The sequence below is a fragment of the Oceanobacillus sp. AG genome (assembly GCF_009746545.1).
Taxonomy (GTDB): domain Bacteria; phylum Bacillota; class Bacilli; order Bacillales; family Amphibacillaceae; genus Oceanobacillus; species Oceanobacillus indicireducens.
This window is the reverse complement of the sequence record NZ_WOWT01000008.1, coordinates 125235-147821: the sequence shown is the minus strand read 5'-3', so window position 1 is coordinate 147821 and position 22587 is coordinate 125235. Positions and strand designations below refer to the sequence as shown.

Annotated in this window: 20 protein-coding genes and 1 pseudogene; 15 read left to right on the top strand and 6 right to left on the bottom strand. The window is 41.5% G+C overall.

The genetic code is table 11. From position 1 onward, the window contains the following. Positions 1 to 174: 174 nt before the first annotated feature. From GN217_RS05590 to GN217_RS05580, 3 genes and pseudogenes are all read right to left on the bottom strand, one after another. Positions 175 to 1097, bottom strand: a pseudogene (locus tag GN217_RS05590) (ArsA family ATPase). Between the two features lie 24 nt (positions 1098 to 1121). Further along, positions 1122 to 1382, bottom strand: a complete 261-nt coding sequence (locus GN217_RS05585; protein WP_370459727.1) for a cory-CC-star protein — start codon at positions 1380 to 1382, stop codon at positions 1122 to 1124. Between the two features lie 73 nt (positions 1383 to 1455). Further along, positions 1456 to 3189: a carbon starvation CstA family protein gene (locus GN217_RS05580; RefSeq protein ID WP_156855663.1), complete on the bottom strand. Its 1734-nt coding sequence runs from the start codon at positions 3187 to 3189 to the stop codon at positions 1456 to 1458. 413 nt (positions 3190 to 3602) lie between these two features. Here GN217_RS05580 and acs point away from each other — a divergent pair, with 413 nt between their 5' ends. The 8 genes from acs to GN217_RS05540 all read left to right on the top strand — a co-directional run bounded on the left by acs (position 3603) and on the right by GN217_RS05540 (position 10759). After that, positions 3603 to 5570 carry an acetate--CoA ligase gene (gene acs, locus GN217_RS05575; protein WP_156855662.1) on the top strand — a complete coding sequence of 656 codons (1968 nt, stop codon included), beginning with the start codon at positions 3603 to 3605 and terminating at the stop codon, positions 5568 to 5570. A gap of 168 nt (positions 5571 to 5738) precedes the next feature. After that, a complete protein-coding gene (locus tag GN217_RS05570) occupies positions 5739 to 6581 on the top strand; it encodes a transporter substrate-binding domain-containing protein (RefSeq protein ID WP_156855661.1) in 843 nt (280 codons plus the stop codon). A 73-nt stretch (positions 6582 to 6654) separates the two neighbouring features. Next, on the top strand, positions 6655 to 7326 hold the full coding sequence (locus GN217_RS05565; protein ID WP_156855660.1) for an amino acid ABC transporter permease: 672 nt from the start codon (positions 6655 to 6657) through the stop codon (positions 7324 to 7326). Further along, complete coding sequence (locus GN217_RS05560; protein WP_156855659.1) at positions 7323 to 8045, top strand: amino acid ABC transporter ATP-binding protein; 723 nt, start codon at positions 7323 to 7325, stop codon at positions 8043 to 8045. The genes GN217_RS05565 and GN217_RS05560 overlap by 4 nt, the downstream gene beginning before the upstream one ends. 173 nt (positions 8046 to 8218) lie before the next feature. Further along, positions 8219 to 9100: an ABC transporter ATP-binding protein gene (locus tag GN217_RS05555; RefSeq protein WP_156855684.1), complete on the top strand. Its 882-nt coding sequence runs from the start codon at positions 8219 to 8221 to the stop codon at positions 9098 to 9100. A 12-nt stretch (positions 9101 to 9112) separates the two neighbouring features. After that, the gene (locus GN217_RS05550) at positions 9113 to 9859 is read left to right on the top strand and encodes an ABC transporter permease (RefSeq protein WP_156855658.1); all 747 of its coding nucleotides are present in this window, start codon (positions 9113 to 9115) and stop codon (positions 9857 to 9859) included. Positions 9860 to 9876: 17 nt separating this feature from the next. Continuing rightward, a complete protein-coding gene (locus tag GN217_RS05545; protein WP_156855657.1) occupies positions 9877 to 10347 on the top strand; it encodes a LytTR family DNA-binding domain-containing protein in 471 nt (156 codons plus the stop codon). Then, complete coding sequence (locus GN217_RS05540) at positions 10334 to 10759, top strand: DUF3021 domain-containing protein (RefSeq protein ID WP_232334344.1); 426 nt, start codon at positions 10334 to 10336, stop codon at positions 10757 to 10759. Before GN217_RS05545 ends, GN217_RS05540 begins: the two co-directional genes overlap by 14 nt. On the opposite strand, the gene GN217_RS05535 is transcribed toward GN217_RS05540, so the two are convergent. Next, entirely contained in the window at positions 10745 to 12559 is a 1815-nt protein-coding gene (locus GN217_RS05535; protein ID WP_232334342.1) for a DNA ligase D, read from the bottom strand. The two genes, GN217_RS05540 and GN217_RS05535, sit on opposite strands and share 15 nt — an antisense overlap. A gap of 99 nt (positions 12560 to 12658) precedes the next feature. Between GN217_RS05535 and ku the strand changes: the two genes are divergently transcribed. From ku to srtB, 7 genes are all read left to right on the top strand, one after another. Further along, entirely contained in the window at positions 12659 to 13489 is an 831-nt protein-coding gene (ku, locus tag GN217_RS05530) for a non-homologous end joining protein Ku (RefSeq protein WP_156855655.1), read from the top strand. A gap of 280 nt (positions 13490 to 13769) precedes the next feature. After that, positions 13770 to 14411 carry an NEAT domain-containing protein gene (locus GN217_RS05525; RefSeq protein WP_156855682.1) on the top strand — a complete coding sequence of 214 codons (642 nt, stop codon included), beginning with the start codon at positions 13770 to 13772 and terminating at the stop codon, positions 14409 to 14411. 25 nt (positions 14412 to 14436) lie between these two features. Further along, entirely contained in the window at positions 14437 to 16188 is a 1752-nt protein-coding gene (locus GN217_RS05520; RefSeq protein WP_156855654.1) for an NEAT domain-containing protein, read from the top strand. 173 nt (positions 16189 to 16361) lie between these two features. After that, positions 16362 to 17312 carry a heme ABC transporter substrate-binding protein IsdE gene (isdE, locus tag GN217_RS05515; protein ID WP_232334341.1) on the top strand — a complete coding sequence of 317 codons (951 nt, stop codon included), beginning with the start codon at positions 16362 to 16364 and terminating at the stop codon, positions 17310 to 17312. Between the two features lie 23 nt (positions 17313 to 17335). Then, on the top strand, positions 17336 to 18319 hold the full coding sequence (locus GN217_RS05510) for a FecCD family ABC transporter permease (RefSeq protein ID WP_156855653.1): 984 nt from the start codon (positions 17336 to 17338) through the stop codon (positions 18317 to 18319). Continuing rightward, complete coding sequence (locus tag GN217_RS05505) at positions 18309 to 19079, top strand: ABC transporter ATP-binding protein (protein ID WP_156855652.1); 771 nt, start codon at positions 18309 to 18311, stop codon at positions 19077 to 19079. The genes GN217_RS05510 and GN217_RS05505 overlap by 11 nt, the downstream gene beginning before the upstream one ends. Before the next feature lie 23 nt (positions 19080 to 19102). Further along, positions 19103 to 19894 carry a class B sortase gene (srtB, locus tag GN217_RS05500; RefSeq protein ID WP_156855651.1) on the top strand — a complete coding sequence of 264 codons (792 nt, stop codon included), beginning with the start codon at positions 19103 to 19105 and terminating at the stop codon, positions 19892 to 19894. 56 nt (positions 19895 to 19950) lie between these two features. Here the strand turns inward: srtB and GN217_RS05495 are convergent, their stop codons facing one another. Both GN217_RS05495 and GN217_RS05490 read right to left on the bottom strand, forming a co-directional pair. After that, complete coding sequence (locus GN217_RS05495) at positions 19951 to 21411, bottom strand: DASS family sodium-coupled anion symporter (protein ID WP_156855650.1); 1461 nt, start codon at positions 21409 to 21411, stop codon at positions 19951 to 19953. 208 nt (positions 21412 to 21619) lie between these two features. Then, positions 21620 to 22477 (bottom strand): malate synthase, encoded by an 858-nt coding sequence (locus GN217_RS05490; RefSeq protein WP_156855649.1) that lies wholly within the window; start codon positions 22475 to 22477, stop codon positions 21620 to 21622. Positions 22478 to 22587: the final 110 nt, after the last annotated feature.

Here is a 22587-nt window from a genome sequence, read left to right as displayed (position 1 = left end):
AATACAGCTTGAATCTTTTCATCCAATGTGTGTTTCATTACTCGCTTAGACATAATAAATGCTCCCTTTTATAGTAATAGAGATTTTTTATTATTTCTCTGTCTACTATAAAGGGAGCATATCACAGTGCAAGTGTCCCGATTGGGACATTTGCACTGACCCCCTGTCCCGATTCTAATAATAGTTACTGAATGTGTTTAGTTGTTCTATGTTTGTGATATCTTGGGATAGTAACGGTACATGGATGAGTTTTTGCTGCTGGAATGTATGTTTAATTTGTTCCAAGTACCGCTTTTCGTATTCTTTTCTCTTTATGAGAAATGCGCCGTCTGCTTCTTTTGGCAGTATTTTATTCACGATGACTGTACGGACATGCAGGTCATATTTAGCTAATAAATCAATTGCTTTTTTCGTTTCTAAAATCGGCAGCCTTTCTGGATTGAGTACAAAGATAAAGCTTGTCTTATTTTGATTCAACAGAATTTCCCGCGCTTTACTGAAACGATTTTTTCTTTCCAACAATACTTCATAAATTGGATCTTCAATTGGTTCCCCGTCATTCAATAACTGTACATAGTTTTCATTTGTTTTTTTCTTTTCTTGAGCATTCCTTCTATCCAAACCCCCATCAGTTCCGGCAAGGTTAAGAGCCTGATTGTATGTCCGGTAGGTGCAGTATCGAATACAAGATGATCATAATCTTCACTTCCCTCAATAATAATGGAGATTAGCTTATCGAATAATGCTGCTTCATCTGCACCGGGTGAAGCTTTTGCTGTGTCCAGCTGGCGATAAACTTCGTCAGCCATGCTGGAATGAACGACTCCTTTTATATTAGCTTTGACTGAATTAATATATTTCGTCGTCTCATACTCCGGGTCAATTTCAAGTGCATATAAATTTGGAACGATTCTTCTCGCTTCTCCTCCAATCTTCACGGAGAAAATATCACCGAGATTATGAGCGGGATCTGTGGAAATAAGTAAAGTTTTTTTCCCTGCTGCAGCAAGTTTCCAGGCGATGGCTGAAGCTGAGGTTGATTTCCCTACACCGCCCTTACCGCCAATAAATAAAATCTTCTTTGTATCGTTTAGCATGTAAACCCACCTTTCAAGAATAATTCAACAGCAGCGAATACCAGATAGGGGAGACTTCTCCATGCCCATCCGTAAATGCCAGTCGTGGAACTTTTCGATCATGTAAGGATAGAGTTCCAACGTATAGTAATAGACGGGATTAGGAATCCCGATCATCTCCGAGTATAGTAAGAGTAAAAATATATCATCCTCTTCCCGTAATTCACGAGCGATTTCCGTACGATGGGGCATACGGATGATTTCTTCATATATCTCAATAATCCGTTTCACACGGTCCAACATCATAACACCTTCTTTTATAATTAATATAAGAAAAGGGACCAAATGAATGATCCCTTTACAATTACTTATCCCTCGCTTAATCGTCCGCGTTCTCTTGCTCAAATTTCCCTCTAAATACTTGTATCGCTGTCAGTGTTATCCATACGGCAAAGACGAAGATAATTGCTCCAAGGACAAAGAGTAAATTATTCGCTTCATTTCCGAACCAAATCCATTCAAAGAACACTTGTTGGAACATGGCGTACAAGGTCATGAACATGACAAAAATCATCGGTATGAGAGTAACAGCATAATTTATGCCTCTACGCTTCAACCAAATGGAAATGAGTAGTAAACTGATCCCTGCAAGCAACTGGTTCGATGTTCCAAAGAGTGGCCAGATTAAATATCCACCAGAACCAAATCCGCTCGGGCCTTCAGGAAGGATTGCTAAGGCAGCACTAGATAAAACGGCAACAGATGTAGCAACATGTTTCTTCGTAAGTGGTTGCACATTATATTCCGCACCAATCTCCGCAATAATATACCGCATCAGTCGCACTGCAGTGTCTAACGTCGTCGCCGCGAAACTTACAACAATGATCGAAACGATCGTTACTGAAATATGAGCAGGTATTCCAAGTCCGCCTGCAAGCACGGATGCACCTTCGACGAAATTCCCAAGCCCAGCAGCATTTGCAGCACTGAAACTGGAATATGCTTCTTTAAAAGCAGCTGTATTGTTAAATAATGTTGCGACTGCAAGGATGGAGATAAGAGCTAATATACCTTCTCCAACTGCTCCTAAATAGCCAACAAACCGAGCGTCCGTTTCTTTATTCAATTGCTTCGCCGATGTTCCCGATGAAACGAGGCCGTGGAAACCGGATATGGCACCACAAGCGATTGTGATGAAGAGTAATGGCAGCCAAGGAGTATCCGGATTTGCGTTTGTTGCCGGTGCTGTAATCGTAGGGTTTGTAAATAAGAGACCGAGATAAAGAATACCTAGGCCAACGACAAGTTGATGAGAATTAATAAAATCCCTTGGCTGAAGGAGCATCCATACCGGCAAAGTTGAAGCAAAGTAGACATAAATCATTAATATGACGATCCAGATCATAAACGCTGTTCCAACTGCACCTAAACCGAAAAGACCAGCCCCATTTTCACCGCCCATATATTGGACGAGATCGATTTGCAGAAATTGGTATTCGGCAGCAAGAATTGCAGCCAAATACATTACAGCAAGGGCAATTAACGAGGGAACGAGCATTTTCGCTTTCCGCTTGTACACCGCAAAACCAATCCAGACGGCTAAAGGAATTTGAATGAATACAGGGAATACACTTGCTGGATAGGAAATAAATAGATTAGCAATCACCCAAGCAAAGACAGCATTAACCATTAGAACGAGCGTAAGAATGATAAATAAAAACAGGATTTTCCCTCGTCTACCGATTAATTTTTCCGCAATGGTCCCGATGGATTGTCCTTTATTTCGCACTGAAATTGCCAGTGTTCCGAAATCATGGACTCCTGCTGCAAAAACCGTACCAAGGATAACCCATAGAAATGCTGGAAGCCAGCCCCAATATAATGCTATTGCGGGGCCTAAAATCGGGGCAGCCCCCGCTACCGAGGTGAAATGATGTCCCCATAGAATAATCTTATTTGTCGGAACATAATCGACCCCGTCATTGTACCTGTGGGCAGGTGTGACATAGTTCGGGTCAAGTTTGAAAATTCTTTCCGCCACAAATCTGGAGTAATAGCGATAACCGAGTGCCAACATAAGCATTCCAATAATAGCTACTAAAATTGCATTCACAGCATGTCTTCCTCCTTTATCACGTATTAACGGTCTGTAATACCCCCACCTCTAAACAAGAGGGAAAACCAACATGTGAAGGTGGGGGATATACAGTCCGTAAATACCTGATTCTGTTCAACTAACATTCAGTGGGGGAGGGAAAGGAAAGGGAAGGAAACCCCCAATGAATGAAGTTTCACTTTATCATAAGCTACTATTATGTATATTTTATTGGCTATAAAACATGAGAGATAATTTTAACCGTAAATAATTTGGAGAATATATAGAAAATCTATTCAACTTTGTTGACTTTTCTTTCTGAATAGATATATTATTAGAACAAGTGAATAAAGAAGATACACCTACTTGGAAGCGTTTACAGGTTGAGTTGTTTTGTTTCCAGGAAAATTATCCAAAGGGAGGCTACATAAATGCACACGGATGTTGGGGGAATTCAAGAAATCGTAAGGGAGAGCCAGTTGGTCCAGCCGACAGAGGAGGAACAGCAGAAAACGGAGCTTGGCAACAGTGAAGCTTTTACTGCATTATTGAAACGTTCACAAGAAGAGCCAGAAGCGTTTTGGGCGGAAGTTGCGCGAGAGTTGCACTGGTTTAAACCTTGGGAAGAAACGATGACGGGTGAATTGCCGAACTTTGAATTCTTTAAGGGCGGAATCAGTAACCCGTGTTATAACCTGCTAGACCGTCATGTTGAAAATGGCGCCGCTAATAGGACCGCGCTTATCTGGGAAGGGGAAGACGGGAAGACGAGTTTTTATACGTATCAGATGCTTTTAGCTGAAGTAAGTCGTTTTGCCAATGTCTTAAAGTCTTTTGGAATTAAAAAAGGTGACCCGGTTGCGATTTATTTGCCGAATCTTGCAGAATCCTTTATTGCGATTCTAGCATGTTTCCGGCTTGGAGCAGTATATAGCACAATTTTTTCAGGTTTTTCTGAGCAATCTTTACGTGACCGTCTACAAGCCTTTGAGCCGAAAGTAGTTGTAACTGCCGATGCAGCTGTCCGGCGCGGGCAAACAATTCCGCTTAAGCGTAAAGTGGACCAGGTTGTCCGGGATATTACAAGTGTTGCTGGTGTGATTGTTGTTGACCGGTTAGGAACCGAAATTGCAATGAAAAAAGGGCGAGATGTATGGTGGCATGAGGAACGGAAAAAAGTATCGCTCCATTGTGAACCGACGCCAATTGAGGCGAATGAGCCTGGAATAGTGTTTTATACGAGTGGAACAACTGGAAAGCCTAAAGGGGTAGTACACTCGGGAATGGCTTTTGTTATTCAGAATTATATTTATGCGAAGTATCATATGAACCATCGTCCTGACGATGTGTTTTGGTGTACGGCTGATGTGGGCTGGCTGACAATGCATATTTGGGGTGTCGCAGGTTCCTTGGCTAACGGGGTAACGACGGTTGTTTATGACGGGGCACCGAACTATCCGAATCAGGACCGAATCTATCAAATTATTGAAAAGTACCGTGTCAATAAGCTTTTCACAGCTCCTACAGCACTAAGGATGCTGCGGAGTCTTGGTGAGAAGACGCTTGAAGCGTATGATTTGTCTTGCCTGGATGTTGTATCTCTCGTCGGGGAGCCATTTGATCCAGATACGTGGCACTGGACAAGAGATGTTTTTGGCGCTGGCAAAATATGTGTAAATAATACGTGGGGACAAACAGAAACGGCGGGGACTCCTCTTGCTGGGGCAGCTTGGCTGACACCGATGAAGCCTGGTTCTGCCGGAGTTGGCTTTCTTGGAATTGATGCGGCCGTTGTCGATGCTGCAGGTGAACCGGTTCCAGCAGGTACACTCGGAAACCTTGTCATCCGTAAGCCATTCCCGATGCTTTGCCGGACGTTATGGAAAGAACCAGAGCGTTATCATGCGACCTATTTTAGTCAAGTAAAAGGGAGTTATTATGCGAGTGATATTGCTCTAGTGGATGAAGATGGTTATTTCTGGGTTGTCGGTCGTTCCGATGATGCCTTTAATGTATCCGGTCACCGCTTGAGTACAATGGAAATTGAAAGTGCTGTACTTGAGGTTTCAGGGGTATCGGAAGCTGCGGTCATTGGTGCGCCGGATAAAATTAAAGGGGAAGTACCAGTAGTTTTTGTGACGGTTGCAGACGGTTTTGTTGGAAATGAAGAATTAAGGGAAAATATTGAAGCGAGTATTGTTAAGGGGATTGGGCAAATAGCAAGACCACGTGATGTGTTCTTTGTCGAGGCGATGCCGAAAACAGTCAGCGGTAAAATTATGCGCCGACTATTAAAAGAACTGCAAGTAAAGGGAGATGTCGCTGGGGACTTAACTGGTCTAGAGGACCCGACAGCAATCCAGCAGATCAAGAAAATAGTCACTGCAAAGAAAAACTGAATGTGGGACATTGGGGTCAGAGCATTTGTCCCGCTGGGACAAACGCTCTGACCCCATGTTTCAATTATCAGAAAGTAGGTTATAGATTAAATGTAGCATTACATAGTTGGCGGTGGGTGAACGGATTGCCATTGTGGCTACAAAAAACATAAGGGGAGAGGATTTTAGATGGAAAAAGGGTTAAGAAAGCTTGGAGTCTTAGCATTTTTGTTCGGGCTAGTAGCACTGCTTGCGGCATGTGGAACGTCCGATGATGGAGATTCAGACTCCGCTGCCGAAGATGGGGATTATGACTTGGAAGATGCTTATACGGTTGTTAGTGATAATTCCTTCGTGCCCTTTGAATTCGTGGAAGACGGGGAACTTGTTGGTTTTGATATTGAATTAATTAAAGCGATTGCGGAAGAAGCAGGCTTTGCAATTGAAAATGATGAAATTGAGACGACGAACTTTGACGGAATTATCCCGGGACTGCAGACCGGTCAATTTGAAATTGCGATTGCTGGGATGAGTATTACGGAAGAACGCGCAAAAGTGATTGATTTCTCCGATCCATACTATGAATCTGGGATTGCAATTGGTGTGTTATCTGATCGGGATGATATTAACGGACTGGAAGATTTGGATGGGAAAACGGTAGCAACCCGCCTCGGAACTACTTCCGGGAACTACTTAAGAGAGCATGTTCCGGGCGCGGAAATCAATGAATATGAGCAAATGGATCAAGTTTATCTTGCTGTGGAAAATGGCAGCGCAGATGCAGTTATGTATGATCTTCCGAATATTGAATATTATATTGCAACAGAAGGAAATGGCAGATTGAAGGTCGTTGGTGATCTTTATCAGGCAGAAGACTATGGCATTGGTATAACAGCAGGGAATGAAGATTTAGTTGCTGCGATTAACGATGCATTAGCTACACTAAGAGAAAATGGAACATATGATGAGATTTATAATAAATGGTTCGGTGATGCAAGTAATGGTGATGCCGATGAAGAGGAAGAAAAATAGGTTATATTACGTAATCATAAGGCTTATCCGTTCCTGATAAGATAAGCCTTATTTTAATTGGAGAGGTGAAAAGATGCTGGAGCGATTTGAGCGTTTTAATTGGGCAAGTGTGATTGATTTCTTACCAAACTTAGGAACCGGGCTTTATTATACTTTATTAATCTCGGTAGTTGGACTGTTAATCGGTTTTATTTTAGGCGGGGTTTTCGGTCTTGGACGGATTTCTAAGAATAAATTTTTTTATGTAGTGTCTTCCATCTATGTAGAAGTGGTGCGTGGTACTCCAGTGCTTGTGCAAGCGATTTGGGTTTTCTATGCCTTACCGCTTATTACCGGATACAATATGGCTTCCGTAGCAGCCGGGATAGTCGTTATTTCGATTAACTCTGGTGCTTATATTGCGGAAATTGTCCGCGGGGCCGTTCAATCGATTGATAAAGGTCAGCATGAAGCAGGACGTTCCTTAGGGCTCAATCAGTCACAGACGATGCAATATATTATTTGGCCGCAAGCATTTAAGCGGATGATTCCTCCCTTAGGTAACCAGTTTATCATTAGTATTAAAGACACGTCGCTATTATCTGTTATTCTAGTTCCGGAGTTGATGTTCCAGGGTAGATTAATAGCTTCAAACCATTTTAATGCCGTTGAGATATATACGACAGTAGCGGTATTTTACTTGGTGATTACGTTGTCCCTTTCTTATATATTACGTTACGTTGAAAGAAGGTTGGATATCCAATGATTACGGTGAAGAATTTGCATAAATCGTTTGGAAACAATGAAGTTTTAAAGGGAATTAATTGTGAGATTGCCGATGAAGAAGTAGTTTGTGTGATTGGACCGAGCGGGTCTGGTAAGAGTACATTTTTACGTTGCTTGAACTTACTTGAAGCTATTACGGATGGAGAAGTAATTATAGATGGAGATAACTTAGGTGATCCGAAAATAAATATTAATAAAATCCGGACAGAAGTCGGGATGGTGTTTCAGCATTTTAATCTATTCCCGCATAAGTCAGTTATTGAAAATCTAATGCTTGCACCAATGAAAGTTAGAAAAATATCTAAAGCGGCGGCGAGGAAGCGGGGGATGGATTTGCTTGAAAAGGTGGGACTTGCGGAGAAAGCGGAACAATATCCATCCCAACTTTCAGGCGGTCAGCAGCAACGGGTAGCAATCGCCCGGTCCCTTGCAATGGAACCGAAATTGATGTTATTTGATGAACCGACATCAGCCCTCGACCCAGAGCTTGTTGGGGAAGTGCTTGAAGTAATGAAACGTCTTGCAATGGACGGGATGACGATGGTAGTTGTTACTCATGAGATGGGTTTTGCCCGTGAAGTGTGCGATCGGGTCTTCTTTATGGATGAAGGGGTCATTATGGAGGAAGGAGACCCTAATCAAATCTTCACCGATCCGCAAAACAAACGAACGCAAGCATTCCTGAACAAGATTCTTTAACGAATCGGGACATGGGGGTCAGAGCATTTGTCCCAGTGGGACAAATGCTCTGACCCCCATGTCCCATTTTTTTATCATCTCATGTAGAACTTCAAGCATGTTATACACCTTCTCGTTTTTTTTATATGGATTTTTGTCATAATGAAATCAAAAAGAAAAGGAAGGTGATGGAAGTGCTGAAGTTGGATCAGATAACAAAGAAGTATGAAAAGAAGACTGCTTTGGCAAATATCTCATTGGAAATTCCGGCAGGTGTATGTTTTGGATTGGTCGGGCCGAACGGGGCTGGGAAATCTACCTTGTTGAAAATCATTGCCAGCGTCATTCGCAATTTTCAAGGGAAGATTCGGCTGACGAATCCACGGATGAAGATTGGTTATGTTCCCCAGGAAATAGCTCTTGAAGAAACAGTCACTGCCCAGGATAATCTTGTTTTTTTCGGTAAGCTTTATGGACTTTCCGGGAAGGTATTGGCGTTAAGGACAGGGGAAGTCTTGGAAGAAATCGGTCTTACGGAACGCGCGAAAGATAAAGTGACGACCTTTTCCGGTGGGATGAAGCGCAGGTTAAATATCGGCTGCGCGCTCTTGCATCAACCTGATCTCATCATTATGGATGAGCCGACGGTCGGAATTGATCCGCAGTCCCGGCGGTATATTTTTCAAATGATTGAGCGGTTGAAACAGGAGGGGGCAACGATTATTTATGCGAGTCATTATATGGAAGAGATTGAACGAATTTGTGATGAAGCTGCATTTCTCGATCACGGTAAAGTTGTGGAAATTGGCAGGATTTCAATGATTTTAGAAAAACATGGTAAACCTTCAATATTCGTAAGTGGAAACGACTGCATGCCGTCCGGACTAGAAAGCTTTGGAATGATTCAAGAAAAAACAGAAGGCTATTTGCTTATTACGCGTGATCCGCTTCAGGCGATGGAATATATCGTGGGATATTGTAAGCAGAATGGCAGTCATCCGGAACGACTGGAGCTTGCGAAACCACGTCTGGAAGATGTTTTCTTTTCTTTAACAGGAAGTCAATTAAGAGAATAAGGGGGGCACATCATGAACGCGATCATCAAGTTAGAATTAAAAAAGAACATTCAAGACCGGGGAATGATTTTTTGGACGCTTGTTTTACCGATTTTGTTTACTGTATTATTTATCTCCGTATTCACTTCAGGACTTAATGAAGCAGAGAGCCAGCCCGTGATACTATCAATTGTTCCGGGCTATACCGTAATGTTCGTCTTCTTTATTATGATAACGATGACAGAGTCGATGATAAAGGACCAGAACAACGGTCTCGTTGCTCGGATTGCAAGCACCCCACTTTCAAGTTATTTATATTTACTAGGCAAATGGGTTTCCTACATGTATATTGTTTTTATACAGATTGTTATATTGTTAGTGTTTGGAAAAGTTGTCTATAACGTTCCAATTGAACAGTTGTTTTATATCATTGTTCTTGCGTTCATTTTGACATTTATGGTGACTGGGATAGGTCTTGCGCTCGCCATTCTTGTAAAAACGACAAATATGGGGATCGCACTTACGCAGGTGCTTGCATTAGGTGGCGCCTTAATTGGGGGATTGTGGATGCCGCTTGAAATGATGCCTGAACTATTGCAGACAATTAGCAGGTTCACACCGCAATATTGGGGACACCAGGGTTTTCGTGAGGCGATGACCGGGACACTTGCGATGGGGGATTTCTTTAAAATCTCAAGTATTCTGCTAGGTTTCGGTATCTTAGGATTTATACTAGCACTCATCGGTTATCCGAACTTTCTTAAACGAACAACGGGATAGGGGAAAGGGGGAGCTTCATGAAGATCAATATCGAAATTGATGATCAATATGATGAAACTTCCATCACGATTCAGACAAATGAATGGACAGAAGAGTTGGAAGAGATTGTAAAAATCTTAAGACGGAAAAATAGGAAGCGAATATTCGGGATGGAGGATGAGCAGACGATCCTCCTTGACCCGAAAAAGATTGATTTCGTTTATGCGGAAAGACGGAAAGTGTTTGCTTGTATGGGAAAGCGTCAAGTGGAAATTCGCATGAAACTGTACGAAGTGGAGGAGTTGCTAGCCCCGCATCATTTCATGCGCTTTTCCAAATCGGTCATCGGAAATTTAAGTCGAATTGAACGGTTTGAATTAGCTTTTAACGGGAATCTGTGTGTGTTTTTCCAGTCGGGAAATAAAGAATATATTACACGAAAATATGTGACGGCAGTAAAGAACAAGTTAGAGATGGGAGGCGATAACGGTGGTAATGGAAGCAATTAAAAGAAGTATGATGGGAATAGCGTTTGCAGGTATCATTTCATTAATTGCAATAACGATTCTGAAATTTACCGAGACGGAAACGACAATTTCTGAAATCTGGCTGGCCATGCTGCTATCATACGTACTCGGTATTTATTTCGGCTTATCTTCTTTCATCTTTACAGAAAATGGCTTGAGTATGCTTAAGCAAACGATAATCCACTATTGTATGTCCGTTGTCGTTTATTTCATCATCGCATTGTTCGGTGGTTGGGTACCGTTCACCTTTGTTGCCATACTTGTGACAACACTCGTGTTTACTGGAGTATATTCGATATACTGGACAGCTTATTACCTCTATTATAAAAAGGTAGAAGAGAATTTAAATAAGAGTTTACAGCGAGGCAGGGGCTCAGATTCAGATCTGACGTGACCCTGTTTCTCCCCGCACGAATCTTAGCACATGTTTCATCTGTTGATTCTGTTGCAAGGGAAAATATGCTTGAAATGGACACCCGATATCCTGCGCGCGCCGGGCTACTGTTTCAATTGTAAACTCGGACGGATTTAAATCTGTATCGACTTCATCCCAAAATAAAGGAGTGGCAACGGTACCTTCTTTTGTTAGTCTTGGGGAATACGGTGCGATAATCGTTTTCCCTTCTCCGTGCTGTACATAATCAATATATAATCTCCCGGCTCTTTTCTTTTTCATCCGCTCTGTTGTGAAATCATCGGGATAATTTGTTGCCAATGTTTTTGCAATCGCCTCTGTAAAAATTGCTGTTTCCTCATATGTCATACTGCCTTCGCGGATTGGAATGTGGATCTGGAGTCCTTTATTTCCCGATGTTTTAATAAACGAATGAAGCTTCAGTTCATCAAGGAGAATCTTAATTAATTGTGCCGCTTGTACTGCCAGATGAAAGTGGTTCCTGTCTGGCGGATCAAGGTCAAAGACAATCTCACACGGAACTGTGCTGCTGCTTCTCTCAAAAGGAATATGGTATTCGATTGCCCCGTGATTAGCGAACCAGCTCAGTGTTTCCAAGTTGTCACAACTAAAGAAAGTTTCTTCCTGTTGTCGTATCGCGGTTACAAATTCTGGAGCATAGCTTGGGAGGTGTCTTTGGAAAAAACTTTCTTTATCAACCCCATCAGGTGCCCGGATAATCGTGAGCAAGCGACTATTTAAAAATGGAAGAATATAAGGAGAGATTTCCCTTATGTAGGTGAGAAGGTCTCCTTTCGCAAGCTTGGGTTCTTTCCAGAGCAGTTTGTCTGTATTGGTAAGGGTAATTTCTTTAGGAAGCATGGCTAGATCAAGCTGCATTTTCTGAAACGTACAGGCTTCCGGTTTCATCTCTGGTATAAGTTGAACAAATTCAGGTTCCCGTAATTCATTGTCATATAAATCGAGAGTGTGGACCGCCGTGCAAATCGCTGGGGGAACGGTGTAACGGTTCCCAGCCTTTTTTCCATTTTCAATAAAAAATTGCTTTACCGTTGTGTAAGTTTCCGGATCTAAGCCATGCTTACATTTTCCCATATCTATTACATTTCCGTTATGATAGACGCCGACATCGAAATAGCCGTTTTCCGTGTCGAAAGCTGTTAAGAATGTGAAAATCTGCCGCCAATTTTTTACTTTTTTCCAATCCTGATGGTTTTTCCCCTTTTTATATTTGCTCGTTAGCCGTTTGGCGACGATACCTTCTGCCTTTGAGTCGAACATTGTTTTTATAGTTTTTTCTTTACTGTAATAAACCTTTACCGGAAAGACCCGCGCGGTATATGTTGTTAATATTTCTTCCAAAATAGCTTTTCGGAAGCTAAGTTTTTCTTCGGTATAATTCTTTCCATTTGCTTGCAAGACATCGAACACAATAAAGTTTGCCGGGCGAGAGGCTGCTGCTTGTGTGATTTTTATATTGTTCTTCATTCTTCCGCGGATTTGAATTTCAGCAAAGTTAGCCTGATAGCGGTTGTTTAACACAACAAGTTCCCCATCTAAGGTGAGTGGCAGAAACTTTTTCAAAGAAGGAAGCATATCCTTAAGACTTGCGGTAATTTCCGGAAACTTTCCGGTGATGTTATGATTATTTTTACTCTGTAATTGAATCCGTTCATCCGTCGTTATCGAAAGAACAGCGCGGAAACCATCATATTTAATTTCATATAACCATTCATCCCCCGTAGGTATATCCTCTATGTAGATAGGTTTCATAATCATCTTCAGCACCTCCTTTCCTTAAATTATGTAATTTGCGTCATAATAAACTGCATAAATAATTTTTGACTATACAAACTAGCTGTAAAGGAGGGATTGTGAGTGCATACGATGTGGAAAGGAACAATCAGCTTCGGGTTAGTTAGTATCCCTGTGAAGATGCATGCAGCAACAGAAAATAAAGATGTAAAGCTCCGCCAATTGCACAAAGAATGTCAATCACCGATAAAGTATGAGAAAGTTTGCCCGGTTTGCGATGTTGAGCTGAAGAATGAAGATATCGTAAAGGCTTATGAATATACGAAAAATAAATTTGTTGTCCTCGATGATGAGGACTTGGAAAATTTACGAAAAGAACAGGAAGATAAAGCGGTCGAAATTATCGATTTTGTGAGCCTCGAGGATATTGATCCGATTTATTTTGAGAAAAGTTATTATCTATCCCCGAATGAAGGGGGAGGTAAAGCTTACGGATTACTGCGAAAAGCGTTAGAAGATACTGGAAAAATCGGCATTGCGAAAATAATTATCCGCCAGAAGGAACAACTAGCTGTTATTCGGGTATATAAAAATACAATTGTAGTGGAAACGATTCATTATCCGGATGAAGTACGGAATGTGGCAGATGTACCGAATGTACCGGAAGAAGTGAAGATTGTGAAGAAAGAATTGGATGTCGCAAAAATGCTGATTGAACAGCTGACAACGAGCTTTGATCCGGAGAAATATCAGGATGATTATCGCACAGCTTTACTTGAGTTAATTGAAGAGAGAAAAAATAATGCTGAAACAACAACTGCAAAAGAAAAGCCGTCACCGGATAATGTAACGAATTTGATGGACGCACTCCAAGCATCGTTAGATCGGGCTAAAAAAGATAAACCAAAACAAACAAAACGTAAAACCACACCAAAGAAAAAAGTTGCAACATAAATCGAAAGAGGGACATGGGGTCAGAGCATTTGTCCCCGGGACAAATGCTCTGACCCCATGTCCCTGACACTTTGTTAACAAAAATTCATCAATTGTTCATCGTTCGTTCATAATACTCCTGTATATAAGCTCTCCCTTATGGTAGATTAGGATATGTGGCAAATAAAACGTTATAAACAGGGATATGAGGAAAATATAGGATTGATACGTGAATGCGCTTTCCTATTACCGAAATCTACTAATCTACTGTTTATCGTTAATATTACGAGGAGGAAAAGCAATGAAGTTCAGATTTCCACTTGGTATGTTGTTAGCGGCAATCATTTTTATTTTAGTTGCAACACCAGTCTCTGCACAAATTGCAGATGGTACATATCAAGTGCCTTATGAAATGAAGGAAAAAAGCAGTGACAATACGTCCATTGCCGATGGATACTTTGTCAGCCCTGCTACCTTAACGGTGGAAAATGGTGTACAGATTATTACGTTAACGGTAACGGGCAGTAATTACATCAAATCTCTTTCTACACCTGCTGGAGCAGTCTCTGTAGTAAATGAAGACACAGCTAATGAAATGAGAACGGTGAGTTTCCGAGTAGATGGAGATCTTACCGCACCCCTGAACATGGACATGCATATCGTTGTTCCAGATTTATACGATACAGTACATACGGCTCGTGCAGTTTTCAATGTCAGCGGATTACCACAAGCTGGTGCTGAAGCTAGTACAGATGCGGGCGAAACGGCCACGTCGGGCGACACAAGTAGTGCAACGGATGAGGCTGCAGCAACTGACGGGGGCGAAGCAGTCGAGAATCCAAAAACTGGAGAGAATACACCGATCGCATTGTACGCAGTCCTTCTACTCGTATCCGGACTCGCATTGATTACAATTTGGAAATTTCGACCTGCACGTAACTAATTGAAGACACAAGGGAGAGTATAAAATGAGAAAATGGTTTCTTGTTTTAATTGCCGCAGTACTGGCTCTGCCGCTTTTCGGCACATCGGTGTTTGCGGAAGAGGAAGTTGTTTATGAAGACGGAAGTTATGAAGTTCCGATGGTAGTAAAATTTGGTGAAACGGTTTTTGAACACTTTTCAGAAACAGCGACAATAAAAATTGAAAATGATAAACAATATATTCAGTTTGGATATATCCAAACAGACGTCATTTTAGATGTAACAATACCTAACGGTGAGGTAGAGATCATCGGTGAAGATGAAGAAGCCTTGACTCGAGAAATTGAGTTTGAATATGCAGGTGATCTGAATGAACCTGTTCCATTTAGCATTCACATGTTTTATGGTCAGACGCATGATATGCTAGCTTATCTAGATATGAGTGAAGTTCCTGTAGTAGAAGACCAAGACGAGCCAGAAGAAGAACAAGAAGATGGTACTAAGGAAGATGAAGAAACTTCTAATGAAGATGAAGATCAATCCGGAAATGAAGAAGGAACAAATGAAAAGGACAATGAATCTAACGACGAAAAAGATTCAAATAGCAACGGGTCTGATGAAGGAACAGAGCAACCAGAAGAGGAAGTCGAGTCTGTACTAGATATCACAAACTTAGATGATGGATTTTATACAATCAATGCAGATTATCTATACATAGATAAAGATGATCCATCAGCTATGGCAGGTTATTTAGATGATTCTATTTTCTTGGAAGTTAAAAATGGAAAAGTCAAGGTAACCGTAACTATTAATGAAAATGAAACAGTAACTTTACTCAAAGTTGCTGGAAAAAATTCCATTGACAGCAAAGTTAACGGTGAAAAACGCTATGAAACCTTTTCACTTAATGAATTAGAACAAATTCTTACCGCTTATGTAGAATATCAAGCTCCTTTCGGTGATACAATCTTTGAAGGGAAAGCCGACTTTAGGATTGTATTAGATGAAGCAACAATAAAAGAGGCTAAGGAATCAGATAAGCCTGGATTTGAAGTGAAACAAGAAGTTCCCAAGAAGAATTCAAATCATAAGAAAGATCCAAAGCCAACACCTAAACCAAAACCTAAAGAAAAGGGAAACCCATTAGCAGCTGATCGTGCATATGAAATTAATTACACGATTTTAGATGAAAATGGTAATAAGGTTTCCGCAGCTGACCAGTTCTTTGAAAAGCCGGCTATCTTATTTGAAAAAGATGGAGTTTATTATGTACAAATTACCACAAATGCAAACCAGTTCATTGATTCTTTATCCAACCAATATGGAGAGTTTGTTTATGCTGGTATTGATGAAAACGGCAATCATGTCTATCAATTTAGAATTGTTGGAGATTTAACTGATCAACAAATCATTGATATGGTTATTACTGTGCCAGGGGTTTATAATCAACAAAAACATACAACACGTCTAGTTCTCGATCTAGACAGTATGAAAGAAGTTAATGCTGCAGATTACCAATTGGTATCTTCCGAAGATAGCTCAAACGGCCCAAACCCGGATGGTACACAATCTAAAGAAGAACAACATGGTGGAAATGGAAAGCTAGATCCAAAAACTCCTTCTAAACCGGAATTAGGCGATCCAGAAGGAAACAATAACGACGCAACACCTAGAGATGGCAGTGGCTTAAACCCTAAAACAGGCGAAGAAACAAACATCATGTTGTACATGCTATTATTGATTGCATCAGCAATTCCTTTAGCAGTTCAACTGAAAAAACGCTTTGCAGTAAAATAAGATCGTCTAATTTGTTCTCATGCAAGACGGGACATTCAGAACATGGTACATGCCCTGCTCTGAATAGTCCCTCCTTGCTTTTCTCCCCCAACTTCCTAAGCGCTCCGGATTAATTATCCTCAATCTTTTATACATAATGATGCGCAAACTTTTTTTTTAAAGAGGTGTAAAGAATGAAAAATAAATTATATGTATCTTTAATGCTTTTATTCATGATTGTACTTGCTGCTTGCGGATCTGATGATTCAGCTGCAAATCCGGATGCAACTGCAGACTCGGAAGAAGCTGCTGAAACGACAGAGGAAACAGGAGCCGACGAAGCAGAACCGGCTTTAGAAACAGATGGAGATATCATTGCGACAACTGTGGCAATCGTAGAAATGATGGACGAATTGGAGTTAGATCTTGTGGGTGTTCCAACATCTTATAAAGATCTTCCGGAACGTTACGACGGTGTTACAGAAATTGGTATGGCAATGGAGCCGGATATGGAAATCGTCCTTTCATTAAAACCGACAGAGGTCCTCACCGTAACGACATTGGCGGATTATGTACAGGATTCCTTTTCAGAAGCGGATGTACCAGCTACATACATGAATTTAGACAGTGTAGATAATATGTACGAAGCAATTGAAGCGCTTGGTGAAAAGTATAACCGTGAAGACCATGCTGCGGAACTAGTAGCAGAATTCGAAGAGAAATTAGCGGAAGTTGAAGCGAAAATTGAAAGATTGGAATCACCGAAAGTACTCATCCTTCTAGGTGTCCCGGGCAGTTATCTTGTCGCAACGGAAAATTCTTATGTCGGTGACTTGGTGCGTCGTGCTGGTGGAACGAATGTGATTGACGATACAGACCTTGAGTATGTATCAGCAAATACGGAAACCTTACAGCAGACGGATGCCGATATTATATTACGAATGGCCCACGGCATGCCGGATGAGGTAGTGGAAATGTTCGATAAGGAATTCCAGGAAAATGATATATGGAATCATTTTAAAGCAGTTCAAAATAATAGAGTCTATGATTTGGAAGAAACCCGTTTTGGTACAACAGCTAACTTAGCGGCTGTAGAGGCGCTGGAGGAGTTAGTCAGATTTCTTTACCCCGAATTAGCAGAGTAGGGCTTACGAAAGAGGTTTTTTAGATGTACAAAAAGTTAATCAGTTTTATTGCCGTGATTGGCTTGCTTCTTTTTGTAAGTCTTTATTCAATGATCACGGGTAGTATTGAAGTCGGTCTTGGAGAACTTATTACTGGATTATTTACAGGTACGAATGAAAATGTAGAAATTATAAAAGACTTGCGCCTGCCACGGATCATCATTGCTTTGTTTGCAGGTGCTTGTCTCTCGGTTTCCGGTGTCCTCTTACAGGCAGTTTTACGGAACCCGCTTGCTGAACCAGGTATAATCGGGGTATCTTCAGGTGCAGGGTTCGTCTCAATTATGATGATCACCTTTTTCCCGACACTTTATTTCTATACGCCGCTATTCTCATTCATCGGCGGGGCGGTAGCATTCCTACTCGTGTATCTATTTGCATGGAAGTCTGGGCTTGATCCGCTCCGGATGATTCTAATCGGAGTCGCGATTAATGCATTGTTCACAGGACTTAGTCAATTATTGTCCGCGCAAAATGCGAGCAGCCTCATGTCAGGTGTTTCTGTTGATACATCGACACTTACGATGAAGACATGGGATGATGTCGGGATTATCGCTTTGTACGGAACGATTGGACTATTACTTAGCCTGCTCCTTTATGCGTGGTGCAATCATTTAGGCTTAAAGGATAAAACATTGCGTAACCTCGGTTTCCAAGTGAACCGGGCGCGATTTGCCATTACTGTTGTCGCTGTTCTGCTTGCATCGATTGCAACAGCGATTGCTGGGATGTTCACCTTTGTCGGTCTGCTTGTTCCGCATATCGGGCGCGTGCTCGTCGGTAATGACCATAAAGTGTTGATCCCGTTCTCAGCGCTTGCCGGTGCTCTGCTTATCATAACAGCAGACACATTAGGACGGACAATCATGGCACCAATTGAGGTTCCGGCATCAATTATTATGGCCGTAATTGGTGGACCATTCCTGATATTCTTACTTAGAAAGAGTGATCGGATTTATGGAAATTAAAGATATAACCTTTGCCTATCAGGATAAAGTAACAAGACTAGAGAGAATCCAAACGGCTATTACTCCAGGGAAGATTACGACGATACTTGGGCCGAATGGTTCCGGGAAATCAACGCTTCTTGGCGTACTGACGAATAATCTCGCACCACAAAAAGGCAGTATCCTTTTAGACGGGAAAGCGATCAAGCAATATAAACCGAAAGAACTTGCGAAAAAGCTTGGGGTTGTCCATCAGCAAAATAGTGCACCGTCCGGGATGACGGTCGAGAAGCTTGTTTATTACGGACGGTTGCCCCATAAGGAAGCCTTCACGCCTCATGGTGACGAGGATGAAAAGAAGGTAACCTGGGCGCTTAAACGTACCGGATTAATTGAAAAGCGCCATGCCCCGATGGATAATCTCTCCGGCGGTCAGCAACAACGGGCGTGGATTGCAATGGCGCTTGCCCAGGATACACCTTATTTATTCTTGGATGAACCAACTGCCAACTTGGATATCTTTTACCAATATGAAATACTTGAATTGGTAAAGGAACTTTGTATAGAGGAAGGACTCACGATTGTGATGGTCCTTCATGACATCAATCAGGCAATTCAATACAGTCATGAAATCATTGCGATGAAAAACGGTCGGATCATTTCCCATGGTAATCCACGGGAAATTGTTACCCGCCAATTGATGCAGGAAGTATATGGTGTAAATGTCGTTGTGAAAGATGACCAAGAGCTTGGTATGTATATCGTGCCGACCGGAATTTAACCGACTTAGGTGAGGTGGATGTTATGAACAATAAATTGAAACGCATGCTGTCGATTGGAGTTACACTCGTATGTGCAGTGGTTTTCGTCTATGCTGCCCATGGATTAATCAGTACGTATCTTGATTATCATAACAATAGTAAAACGATGGATGACCTCCAGCAAACTTTCTATGAAGGTGGAGGCTTTACGGAATGGGCGGATAACGATGGCGATGAGTTGAAGGTCCGTTCGGGTTTTGATATTTTGCTAGGTGAAAATGAAGAACTCGTTGGCTGGATTACGATAGACGGGACGCAGATTGATTATCCTATCCTTCAAGCAGACAATAACAATGATTATTTACGCCAGGACTTTTATCAAAATTACAATATTCTCGGCAGCATTTTCATGGATTTCCGGAATAATGTTACATCCCTAGACAAGAATACGATTGTCTATGGCCACCGCACAAAGGACCAATCGATGTTCGAAGGCTTGACGCAATACGCAGATAAAGCATTTTACGAAGAACATAAAACATTCACCTTTGATACGTTATACGAAAGTTACGAGGCAGAAGTTTTCGCTGTCTATAATACAACGACAGATTTCAATTATATTCAAACCGAATTTGCGGGTGATGAAGATTTTAACGCATTGTTAAATGAAATTAATTCCCATACCTTGTATGAAACGAATGTGGACGTTAGTGCAGATGACCATATCCTCACCCTTTCGACATGTGACTACGAACTGGACGAATTTAAAGGAAGATTCGTTGTCCAAGCGAAGTTGACGAAGAAAGATGCAAAATCTATGCATGCGAATCAATAAAACTTAAGATAAATAAAAAAAACAGACCTAGGGTAATCGGTCTGTTTTTTAAATTCTTATAGTAGTCCAATCCACTGCCAATACGTGGCGCTGAAAACAATAATGAGAAGATAGCCAATGACGGTTAAGGCTATTCCCGATTTGAGGAAATCTTTTACCGTAAAGGTTCCTGTTCCATAAGCAAGCATACTTTGCGGTGCGTTCACGGGGAGCAGGAATCCGAAGCTCACGACAAATTGCATAATGACCACGAGTCCAATTGCGCTAAAGCTAGTAGCTTCTATACTTCCAGCAAGAGCGATAACGATTGGAATGAATGCAGAAGCAAGACTTGTCGCACTTGCAAAGCCAAGATGAATAAGGATATTAAAAGCAGCAAGCAATGCGATCATCCTAACGAGCGGCATAGAAGTGAGCCCCAATGCTTCAAAGGAATTCGCTGATAACCAGGATGCTCCTTCTGTTGACAAGAGGACGGTTCCGAGTGATACACCGGTAGCAAAAACAATCAGTGTTCCCCAAGGTACCTTTTGTTGAACTTCCTTCCAATCAAAGATTCCAACAATCGGCGTCAACATGACAGCTACGGCGACAATCATAATGGTTGTTGAGTCGAATGGATGAAGCAATCCTTCCGTTGACCAGAGGATAAGCAGAGCAAGTGCAATAACGATAAGTTTCTTTTCTTTACTAGACATTTTTCCTAACTCGCCCAGTTGTTTCTGGAGACTGTTTCCCTGGGTTATATCTGGAATGTCAGGTTTGATGAGCCGAGTCATGATAATATACAAGACAAATGACATGATAATGGACCAAGGAGCAGCGTATAAGAACCATGAACCCCAAGTGATATCCATTCCATATTCAGCCTTGATAAAGCCTAAAGCGACCATATTCTGGGCCGCTGCTGTTTTAATCCCGATATTCCAAATTGAAATCGACTGAACGGCAGTGATCATCAATAGGGCGGCAAGCTTGCTTTCTTTCGCGAGACCAAAGGCAGCAACAATCCCAAGGAGGATCGGTACAAGTGTCCCTGCTCTAGCGGTAGCGCTTGGAACAAATAAGGCCAAGACAAAACTTACTAAAATTGTACCCATTACAAGGCGACCGGGCTGAGTACCTACTTTCGATAAGATATATAAAGCAATGCGTCGGTGCAGGCCGGTTAATTCCATCGCTGCGGCAAGAACGAGAGCACCACCGACAAGTAATACAGCAGTGGAGCTGAAGCCGCCAATCGCCATACTTAGCGCCTCACTCGTGCCATATGTTACCGACGGGTCTTCTATTGTAGGGGATAGACCAATGAATAGTGCGAGTAAACTGACGATCATTACCGCGCTTACTGGATATGTTACAGCTTCAGTTATCCAGAGAATGACGGCAAAAGCAAGTACGGCGAGAGCGCGTTGTCCCGCTACAGGCAATGTATCCGGATTTGGTAGGAGTAAGATGATGAACATGACTGCTGTTGCGATAAGTAGAATGATGAAGTTTTTCCGATTCATCTTCATTTGCTGAATCCTCCTCTAATGGTATACCTATTGCAGTGTAACTCTACTCCTTCATTATAAAGTAATGGAAGGTCGCTGCAATTACTTATCTTTGACTGTTTGACAAATTTTTTGTAGTTAACTTACCTTTCCCCAAACCGTGAAAGAAAAACGGCAAAGAAAAAAGAGGTGAAGCCATTAATATAGATGGCCAAACCTCTTGATATCATTATGAATTATACTTTAAAGCACCGTTTGGCTCTGGAATTTCGTTTGGTTCGAGTTGGTTCATCTTGCAGAAATGTAAGAAGAATTCTTCAGCAAGTTGCAATTCATTCGGATCTTTCTTAAGTGCAATAATATCTTTCAAGATTTGCGCTGCCCAAATGTTATCGAAATAACGATATTTTCCTGTGTTCCATGTCATACGGTGCGGATATTTTTCATTAATATAGTAATTCCAAAATAGCATGTCTTCCGCTTCTTCGTCGGAAAGTTTTAATCTAAGTTCAGAATGGGCAGGAATGATTCCATCTTCTGCCAATCTGCCGATAAATGTTTCTTCTACCATGTAAAGGCCGACAATTTTTCGTTCCTTTTCTTCTTCTTTATCATCCCGTTTTGTTAACAAAACAAGACTATTTTGATGGAGGCGCACGGGTTTGTTCGGTTTACCTTCGTTTTTACCACTTCTAATTTCACCAGCGAATACTTGCCAATCGGTAAATGCTTGCTCTTCTTCTGTATCCTCAAGCCAAAATACTAATTGGGATTTATCATGGAGTCGATGGTTTTTCAGTAATTTCTTAAGTTCATTCATCCGTTGCTGTTCTAAAATTCGCTGTGCTTGTTCTTCTTCGCGTTCTTTCTCGAGTTGTTCTTGTTTTGCTTCAATCTTCGTAATAGCTTGTTTTAATGTAGCTTGTGCCGAATCATCTTTGAGCTTTAAAAACTTTCCAAAGGCATCAGGAAAAACAAACTTCTTCGTTACCTCATCAAAATCAATTGTTACAAACTCATCATCTTGGTCAACAATACTACCATTACCGAAACTTTTGTGCATGACCTTTTTGTCAATCAGATTCATTTTTCCACTCCTTTAGATTATGCCCACGACATTCTTCTCGAGCGATACGACTTCTGCATGTATGCTTCCCTGTCCAACAGCAGGTGAGTTTTGAAATAAAAAGAGAGCAT

Bases quoted from the DNA above. Each gene is read 5' to 3' on its own strand.
- GN217_RS05585 (WP_370459727.1), bottom strand. From the start codon at position 1,382: ATGATGTTGGACCGTGTGAAACGGATTATTGAGATATATGAAGAAATC.
- acs (WP_156855662.1), top strand. From the start codon at position 3,603: ATGCACACGGATGTTGGGGGAATTCAAGAAATCGTAAGGGAGAGCCAG.
- GN217_RS05570 (WP_156855661.1), top strand. From the start codon at position 5,739: ATGGAAAAAGGGTTAAGAAAGCTTGGAGTCTTAGCATTTTTGTTCGGG.
- GN217_RS05565 (WP_156855660.1), top strand. From the start codon at position 6,655: ATGCTGGAGCGATTTGAGCGTTTTAATTGGGCAAGTGTGATTGATTTC.
- GN217_RS05560 (WP_156855659.1), top strand. From the start codon at position 7,323: ATGATTACGGTGAAGAATTTGCATAAATCGTTTGGAAACAATGAAGTT.
- GN217_RS05550 (WP_156855658.1), top strand. From the start codon at position 9,113: ATGAACGCGATCATCAAGTTAGAATTAAAAAAGAACATTCAAGACCGG.
- GN217_RS05545 (WP_156855657.1), top strand. From the start codon at position 9,877: ATGAAGATCAATATCGAAATTGATGATCAATATGATGAAACTTCCATC.
- GN217_RS05540 (WP_232334344.1), top strand. From the start codon at position 10,334: ATGGAAGCAATTAAAAGAAGTATGATGGGAATAGCGTTTGCAGGTATC.
- GN217_RS05535 (WP_232334342.1), bottom strand. From the start codon at position 12,559: ATGATTATGAAACCTATCTACATAGAGGATATACCTACGGGGGATGAA.
- GN217_RS05525 (WP_156855682.1), top strand. From the start codon at position 13,770: ATGAAGTTCAGATTTCCACTTGGTATGTTGTTAGCGGCAATCATTTTT.
- GN217_RS05520 (WP_156855654.1), top strand. From the start codon at position 14,437: ATGAGAAAATGGTTTCTTGTTTTAATTGCCGCAGTACTGGCTCTGCCG.
- isdE (WP_232334341.1), top strand. From the start codon at position 16,362: ATGAAAAATAAATTATATGTATCTTTAATGCTTTTATTCATGATTGTA.
- GN217_RS05510 (WP_156855653.1), top strand. From the start codon at position 17,336: ATGTACAAAAAGTTAATCAGTTTTATTGCCGTGATTGGCTTGCTTCTT.
- GN217_RS05505 (WP_156855652.1), top strand. From the start codon at position 18,309: ATGGAAATTAAAGATATAACCTTTGCCTATCAGGATAAAGTAACAAGA.
- srtB (WP_156855651.1), top strand. From the start codon at position 19,103: ATGAACAATAAATTGAAACGCATGCTGTCGATTGGAGTTACACTCGTA.
- GN217_RS05495 (WP_156855650.1), bottom strand. From the start codon at position 21,411: ATGAAGATGAATCGGAAAAACTTCATCATTCTACTTATCGCAACAGCA.
- GN217_RS05490 (WP_156855649.1), bottom strand. From the start codon at position 22,477: ATGAATCTGATTGACAAAAAGGTCATGCACAAAAGTTTCGGTAATGGT.